Source organism: Nocardia noduli, from assembly GCF_019038455.1.
Taxonomy (GTDB): Bacteria; Actinomycetota; Actinomycetes; order Mycobacteriales; family Mycobacteriaceae; genus Nocardia; species Nocardia noduli.
In genome coordinates this window covers 21,659-29,099 of sequence record NZ_JAFMPL010000104.1, presented here as the reverse complement: position 1 = coordinate 29,099, position 7,441 = coordinate 21,659, and the positions used below count along the sequence as shown (strand labels likewise).

8 protein-coding genes are annotated in these 7,441 nt (G+C 67.5%); 5 read left to right on the top strand and 3 right to left on the bottom strand.

Going from position 1 to position 7,441, the window contains the following annotated elements; translation table 11 throughout:
• The coding region (locus JZ792_RS34050) for a D-alanyl-D-alanine carboxypeptidase family protein (protein WP_216917008.1) at positions 1 to 1,109 on the bottom strand (1,109 nt) is incomplete at its 3' end.
• A 163-nt stretch (positions 1,110 to 1,272) separates the two neighbouring features.
• On the opposite strand from JZ792_RS34050, the gene JZ792_RS34045 reads away from it, so the two are divergent.
• Both JZ792_RS34045 and JZ792_RS34040 read left to right on the top strand, forming a co-directional pair.
• Positions 1,273 to 2,796, top strand: a complete 1,524-nt coding sequence (locus tag JZ792_RS34045) for an MFS transporter (protein ID WP_216917007.1) — start codon at positions 1,273 to 1,275, stop codon at positions 2,794 to 2,796.
• Complete coding sequence (locus JZ792_RS34040) at positions 2,786 to 3,412, top strand: TetR family transcriptional regulator (protein WP_109525545.1); 627 nt, start codon at positions 2,786 to 2,788, stop codon at positions 3,410 to 3,412. Before JZ792_RS34045 ends, JZ792_RS34040 begins: the two co-directional genes overlap by 11 nt.
• 33 nt (positions 3,413 to 3,445) lie before the next feature.
• Here the strand turns inward: JZ792_RS34040 and JZ792_RS34035 are convergent, their stop codons facing one another.
• Positions 3,446 to 4,132, bottom strand: coding sequence for a nuclear transport factor 2 family protein (locus JZ792_RS34035; protein WP_109525546.1), 687 nt, complete (start codon positions 4,130 to 4,132; stop codon positions 3,446 to 3,448).
• A 96-nt stretch (positions 4,133 to 4,228) separates the two neighbouring features.
• Positions 4,229 to 5,140, bottom strand: a complete 912-nt coding sequence (locus JZ792_RS34030) for a phenylalanine 4-monooxygenase (RefSeq protein WP_216917006.1) — start codon at positions 5,138 to 5,140, stop codon at positions 4,229 to 4,231.
• A gap of 300 nt (positions 5,141 to 5,440) precedes the next feature.
• Here JZ792_RS34030 and JZ792_RS34025 point away from each other — a divergent pair, with 300 nt between their 5' ends.
• From JZ792_RS34025 to JZ792_RS34015, 3 genes are all read left to right on the top strand, one after another.
• Entirely contained in the window at positions 5,441 to 5,647 is a 207-nt protein-coding gene (locus JZ792_RS34025) for a type II toxin-antitoxin system VapB family antitoxin (RefSeq protein ID WP_109525548.1), read from the top strand.
• A 57-nt stretch (positions 5,648 to 5,704) separates the two neighbouring features.
• Entirely contained in the window at positions 5,705 to 6,388 is a 684-nt protein-coding gene (locus JZ792_RS34020) for a JAB domain-containing protein (protein ID WP_216917005.1), read from the top strand.
• A 103-nt stretch (positions 6,389 to 6,491) separates the two neighbouring features.
• On the top strand, positions 6,492 to 7,406 hold the full coding sequence (locus JZ792_RS34015) for an alpha/beta fold hydrolase (protein ID WP_216917004.1): 915 nt from the start codon (positions 6,492 to 6,494) through the stop codon (positions 7,404 to 7,406).
• Positions 7,407 to 7,441: the final 35 nt, after the last annotated feature.

The following is a 7,441-nucleotide window of genomic DNA, read 5'->3' as shown; positions in this document are numbered from 1 at the left end:
GGGGAGGGGAGGGTGCCGACCCGGGCGCCGCTCGGGAGCGCGAAACCGTAGTCGAGCAGGCGTGCGGCCTGCTCCCACGGGCGGATCGGTTTCACGTCGGCTTGGAGCAGGGTCACCGTCAGTCGACGGCCGCCGCGCTGGGCCGCGGCCACGAAGGTCTGGCGCGCGTCGTCGGTGTAACCGGTCTTGCCGCCGAGTGCGCCGTCGTAGTTGTAGAGCAGTTGGTTGTCGTTGCCGATGGGGAAGCCGGGGTGATCGGTGTCGTCGGGGTTCTTCGGATCCTTGGGGAAACCGGGGAAGTCGACCTGTTCGGTGTGGATCAATTCGGCGAACAGGGGGATGGACATGGCCTCGCGGAACAGTGCCGACAGGTCGTAGGCCGAAGTGCTCATCCCCGGACCGTCGAGTCCGGACGGTGTGGCGGCACGAGTATCCAAGGCGGACAACGATTTCGCGAGGTTGTTCATCTTCGTCACGGCCGCCTCGTCGCCACCGAGTTGGGCCGCGACGGCATGGGCGGCGTCGTTGCCCGACGCCATGATGAGCGCCTGCATCAGCTGGAGATTGGTGTAGCGGCCGCCGGGTCCTATGCCGACCCTGGTGCCGTCGACGTCGGCGTCGGCCTGGGTGCCGATCACGGTCTTGTTCAGGTCGAGTGCGCGTAGCGCGACGGTGGCGAGCAGCACCTTGATGGTGCTCGCGGGCCGGTAGCGTCCGTGCGGATCCTTGGCGGCGAGTACTTCGCCGGTGTCGAGATCGGAAACCATCCACGAGGTGGCCGAAATCTCTTCCGGCGCAACGGGTGCGCCCTTGGGAAGCACGACGCCGCATTCGCCCATCCGAGCACCGCCGATGGGGGTGGCCGGGACCGCGAGCGCGCTCGGCGTCGGTTTTCCCGGCGCGGGCACTTCGGATTCGTCGATGGGGGCGGGCGGTCGTGTCTTCTGCGGGCAGGTATCGGTATTGGGCGTGGTGAACGGCGTGCTCGTCGTACTGCTCGACGGCTGGGCGTGCGACGACGCGATCGAGGCGAACCCCGGCACCGCCACCGTGAGCAGCGCGGAACCGAGGCAGAGGGTGGCGAGGAGGCGAAAATCCCGAAATTTCATCGGCTCAGAGCCTATCGGTCGCCCTCGTCGGATGCCGGTGCGCGCGGTCACGCCCGGCGGGGCGCGATCGAGGGGTGAGAGAGAGTTCGTGGGCATATCTTGACATCCACTCTCAAATGAGAGTTACTATCAAAATATAGTAACCATCAGAAAAGGGTGCGGTATGAAGACGGATTCCGCTCGGCGCTGGCTGGCGCTCGGCGCACTCGCGCTGGCGATGCTCACCATCGGGCTCGACATGACGGTCCTGACGGTCGCGCTGCCGACGCTCGCGGTCGACCTGAACGCGAACAACGGTGCGCTGCAATGGTTCAGCTCCGCCTACACGCTCGCGCTCGCGGCCGTCATGCTGCCCGCGGGAGCGCTCGGTGACCGGTACGGACGCAAGAAGATCCTGCTCGCGGCGCTGGTCCTGTTCGGGGTGGCCTCGCTGGCGTGCGCGTTCGCCACGTCATCGGGGCAGCTCATCGCGGCTCGCGTGGTGCTCGGCATCGCGGCGGCGGCCATGATGCCGCTGTCCATGGCGGTGCTTCCGGTGCTGTTCCCCGATGCCGGGGAGCGGGCGCGGGCCATGTCGATCTGGGTGACCTCGACCGCGATCGGACTGCCGCTGGGCCCGATCCTCGGCGGCTGGTTGATCGACAACTTCTGGTGGGGTTCGGTATTCCTGATCAATGTCCCGATGGTGGTCGTCGGCGCGCTCGCGGTCGCCGCGCTCGTCCCGGAATCGCGCAACCCGGATCGGCGTCCGCTCGATCCGATCGGCGCGCTGCTGTCGATGGCCGGAATGCTCGGCCTCACCTACGGATTCATCCGATTCGGGGACAGGGGCTGGGGCGATGTCGCGGCGTGGGCCGTCCTCGTCGCGGGCGTCGCGGCGCTCGGGGCGTTCCTGCTCTGGCAGCGCCGCGCGATGTTCCCGCTCATCGATCTGGCGCTGTTCCGCGCGCCGGGTTTCCGCTGGGGCGCGGTATTCACCGTGCTGATCACTTTCGGCATGTTCGGCTTGTTCTTCACCGTGCCGCAGTACTACCAATCGGTCCTCGGCACCGACGCGCTCGGCAGCGGCGTGCGACTGCTGCCGCTGATCGGTGGTCTCGTCGTCGGCACGCGCCTGTGTGACCGGTTGCTGCCGAGGCTGGGGGCGGGTCCGCTGATCACTTCGGGCCTGGTGACGCTCGCGATCGGCCTCGGCCTCGGCGCGCTCACCACCGCGGGTAGCCCGTACTGGTACAGCGCGCTGTGGATCGCGCTCACCGGCGCGGGCATGGGTATCGCGATGCCGGTCGGCATGGCCGTCGCCATCGATGACCTCGAGGTGGCGCGCGCCGGGATGGGTTCGGCGCTGTTGCAGGCCATGCGCCAGGCGGCGGGCACCATCGCGGTGGCGTTGCTCGGCACCGTGTCGGCGACCGTCTATCGCCACGAATTGGGCACGCTGGACGTCGATCCGATTCGCGACAGCGTGAATTCCGGTGTGGCGGCGGCGAAGGCGTCGGGTGACCCGGTGGTGCTCGAGCAGGTGCAAGCGGCCTTCGTCGGCGGTATGGACGCCATGCTGTGGGTCTGCGCCGCGATCTGCGCGGTGGCGGTGCCGCTGGCGATCCGGGTGCTGCCCCGAGGCCGTGCGACGGTAACGGAGGCGAAGGTTGCCGTCGATACGCCAGAATCGACACATGTCGGTTGACTCACCCGGTGACGGGACCGCGGCGCAGGCCCTGCCGGAGACGCAGGGCCTGCGCGAGCGGAAGAAGGAACGCACTCGGCGCTCGATCAGGTCGGAGGCGTTCCGGCTCTTCCGTGAGCAGGGCTACAACGAGACGACCGTCGAACAGATCGCGCAGGTAGCGGAGGTCTCACCGAGCACTTTCTTCCGCTACTTCCCGTCCAAGGAACAGTTGGTGGTCACCGACGACCTCGATCCACTGTTGATCGAGGCGATCCGCAGGCAACCGCGCGACGCCCCACCGCTGACGGCGTTCCGCGAGGCGGTGGTCACGGTCTTCTCGAATCTGTCCGGTGAGGAGCTGGCGTTCGAACAGGAACGCCAAGCGCTGCTGTACCACGTCCCGGATCTGCGCGCGGCCGTCACCAGGGAGTTCGAGCGCAATATCGATCTCATCTGCGGCCTGCTCGCCGAACATCTCCATCGTGACGAAGCCGATTTCGAGGTGCGCGTCACGGCGGGCGCCGTCGCGGGATGCATTCTCGCCATCACCAAAATGGTTCCGATGAACCCGGAGAACATCAGCCGAGCGCTGACGTTCATGGAAGCGGGCTTTCCCCTGCGCGGCGAAAACTGAACTCCGGGAAGGGGGGTCGCGCCCGCTCTCGAACTACTCGGCCTTCGGTCCGGTGACCGGGCAGCCGTGGGCCAGCGGGCCGAGCAGCGTGCTGTTGTCGTAGAAGTGCTCGAGTTCGAGAATGCGCAGGTCCTCGCTGACCCTGGCGATGGTGACGCCGAACATCTCGATCAGCTCGCCGGTGGGCTGATGTTCGCGGTACGGGCCTTCGTACTTGCCCCAGTGCCGCCAGCGGAAGGTGACGTTGGGCGGGCCCGCCATCACTTCCAGCACCTCCCAGAAGAACCCGCCGGGCATGGCGGTGTGGAAGATGTGGTGCGAACTCTCGAAGGACTCGTTCGCGCCGTCGTAGTAGGGATTGTCGCCGATCAGGATGTTGTAGCTGCCGATCCTGGCGAATTCCTCGGCGTCCTGCCACTGGCCGCCGTTCACGCGCCCGCGGTAGTGCTCGGCCACCAGCGACACCCAGGTCGCCGGATCCTTCTTGTGCGAGATCTCCATCTCGAACACCCGGACCAGATCTTCGACGATCGCCTCGAGCGAGCCCGGCGCGTGATCGGTGGTGCGCTCACGCGGCACGGTGATTTCGGTCAGGTGGTAGTCCGGCGCCTCTTCGCGCCAGTCCTCGGGTGCGGCCGCCGCGACCACGGCGTTCCGGCCTTGCAGCCACAGCGGTGTGGCCGCTTCTTCCTGCGTCGAATCGGTTGTATCAACTGTCATTTCGTTCTCGTCCCGTAGGCTGTGTCGGACGCGAAAGACCGTAACAGCCGACCGGTCGGTTGTCATCACGAGGGATACCACACGGCTCGACGTAAGTTATTGCGCAACTGGGACATTGGCGTGAGTGGGCAGGTGGCGGGCGCGCAGCGGCGTTTCGTCGTCCATGGACTCGAAGAACGCGCCGATCACATCCTCGATCTCCGACATCGATTCCGCGCAGAACAGAATCGGTTGATAACGCGTGATGTCGTAGACGCCGGTACCCATGGCGAACACGTCGAGCGGACGCAGTTCGGCCCTGCGGAATTCGTCTATCTCCCCGTAGGAGGAGAGCAGTCCCGCTCCGTAGCAGCGGATTTCGCCGTGCTCGCGCAGCACGCCGAATTCGAGGGAGAACCAGAAGACATCGGCGAGGAATTTCAGCGCCGCGTCGGTCCGCAACCGGGTGACCGCCGCGCCGACCGCTTCGTAGATCGCGGCGAAGCGGGGACTGGCGAGCTGGGTGGCATGGCCGATGATCTCGTGGATGGCATCGGGTTCCGGGGTGTAGAGCGGGGCCGAGTGATGGCGGATGTACTGGGTCGAATGGAAGGTCCGGTCGGCGAAGGAGCCGAAGAACTCGCGCAGCGGCACCAGCCCCGCGGCGGGTACGTAGCGAAAACCGGTCAGCGGCGTCAACGCGGCCGAGGTCTCGTCCAATTGCGGTATGCGGTCGGTGGGCAGCGCGAGCCGCCGCGCCGCCGCGAGCACCTCCGCGGACGCGAGGCCGCGATGTTTGCGCGCGAGTTCGATCGAGACGGTCCGCCACACCTGTTCCTCGGCCTCGGTGTAGGCGATTCTCGGTGTGGGCGCGTCCGGGGTGTATTCCAGCGCGCACGCCGCGATCGCGTTGCGGCGTGCCCGGTACGCCGGATCGTGCACGCCGGGATGCTCGGTGCTCAGGTGCACCGTCACATCGCCGTCACCGGTCCGCGTCACCGGCGAATACAGCTGGGCCTCGGTGAACATATCTCGATGCAAGCACCGCGTGGCCGATCCGACAACGAACCCACGCGCGACTGCGCATATTGCCTAGCTGATTGTGATTCGACGTGCCCGATCCGAGACGTGGGCCCGCACACGGTTGCGAATCCGGCCGGTTCGTCGTCGAGGCCCCGACCAGGAACACCCGCACGCGATATCCGACGAGGGTGGGAATTTGCGAAGGTTGCGTGGCCGCCGTGCATCGTCGACGCCCACTGTCTGAGCCATTTGCCACGTATGAGCGGGCCGGATGCCGCAAGATGACGACGGCACGAAGGAGGGCGCATGGAATGCGTGCGGGTCGATCTCGACCAGAAATTGTTGGCCGCTGCCGCCGCCATAATGGGGACATCCAACAGCAACGCCACCGTGAACGAGGCACTGCGCCGAATCGTGGTGCACGAACGCCAACTCCATCATCTGGAACGGTTGGCCTCGGGCGCGCTGAGCGCCCTGTCGGGAGCGGAGATCGTCACCGTGGCAGGCGGTTAGTCTGTCGGTGCCCGCTGGCATGATTCGAGCCGACCAACGCATTCGAGGGGGCTGCGCATGTCGGTACCGATCGCGAATCTGCCTTTCGGCCAGCGGCCGAGGGAGCGACTGCTCACCCTCGGCCCGCGGGTACTGAGCGACAGTGAACTCCTCGCCCTGCTGCTCGGGCACGGCAGGCGCGGGGAGAGCGCGCTGGACATGGCCGCCGAGTTGCTGGCCGAGCACGGCGGCATCGCCGGACTCGCCGCCGCCAGACCCGAGGAATTGGCCAGGCGGGCCGGTGTGGGGCCCGCCAAGGCCGCGGCGATCGCGGCCGCCTTCCAGCTCGGGACCAGGGTGCGCCACAGTATCGACCTCGCGCCGCGCCTGGAGAGCGCCGCCGATGTGGTCGCTGTCGCGGGCCCGCTGTTCGCCGGTGAACGGGTGGAACGGCTACTCGTGCTCGTCTGCGATACCCAGCACCGGCTCAGACAGAAGGTTTTCGTGGCCGAGGGCGCGATCGATCACGTGGCCGTCCCGGTGCGGGAGATCCTGAACACCGTGCTGCGCCACGACGGACGTGCCTTCGCGATCGTGCACAACCACCCCTCCGGCGACCCGGCGCCCAGCCTCGACGATCGCCGCGCCACCAGTCTGCTGGTGGAGGCCGCGCGCACCGTCGGGCTACGTTTCCTCGATCACGTGGTGGTGGCGGGGCAGGACTGGGCACGGGCCGCGCCGCTGCCGCACGGCGGCGATTGAGCCGACGGTCCGCGCCCGCGATCGCGCGAAGCGGCTGGGCCGATGTTCGGGCAACGCGCCGCCCTGCGCATACTTTGTGCGGAGATCTCACGGAAGGCGGTCGATGAACCAGCGGGCTACGGACGGCCGCGACGGCGGCGCACCTCCGATCGGCGGTCACCACCGGGTGGCGGGACATCAGTTGTTCCTGCACTCGTCCGGCGAAGGCGATCCCGCCGTGGTGTTCCTGCCCGGTGCGAGCTCGGTCGGTCTCGACTATCTGAAAATCCACGAGGCGGTCTCCGCGTTCACGACCTCGGTCCTCTACGACCGCGGCGGCACCGGCTGGAGTGATCGCGTCGACCTGCCCCGTACCGCGAGCGAGGTCGCGGCCGAACTGCATTCCCTGCTCTCGACCGCGGGTATCGCGGGACCCTATGTCCTGGTGGCGCATTCGCTGGGCGGAGCGTACGCGCGCCGCTTCGCGCAGATGTTCCCCGGTGACGTGGCGGGTCTGGTCGCCCTCGAATCGTTCTCCGAGGACTGGGATACCCACATGCCCGCCGACCTGCATCTTGACCAGACCCCCGACACCGTCCCCGGCAGGTTCCAGACCACCCTGCTGCGCGCACTGTCGCGGCCCTTCTACCGAAAGATGTTCGCGGACTGGCCCGCCGAGATCCGCAAGCCACTCGTCGCGGGCCACGTCAGCCGGGAGTGGATGGTGAACGGAACGAAGGAACGCGGCAATACGACCGCGCTGCGCGACGAACTGAAGGCCGGTCCACCGTTCCCCGACATCCCCCTCATCGCCATGGCGGCGCTGGGCGCTGATTCCGGCCAACGCCTTTCGCTGTCGAAGACGATGCTGGGGCAACTGAACGAGAGCAAGGAACGGCTCTACACCGCCATGGCCGATTCGGTCACCGACGGCGAATACCGGGCGCTGCCCGACGCCAAACACAGCACCGTGCAGCTCGACGCCCCCGACGCGATCGTGGAGGCCATCCGCGACGTGCGCGCCCGCGCCACCCGCTGACCGCGACCTCACCGAAAAGCGAAGGCCGCCCGCAC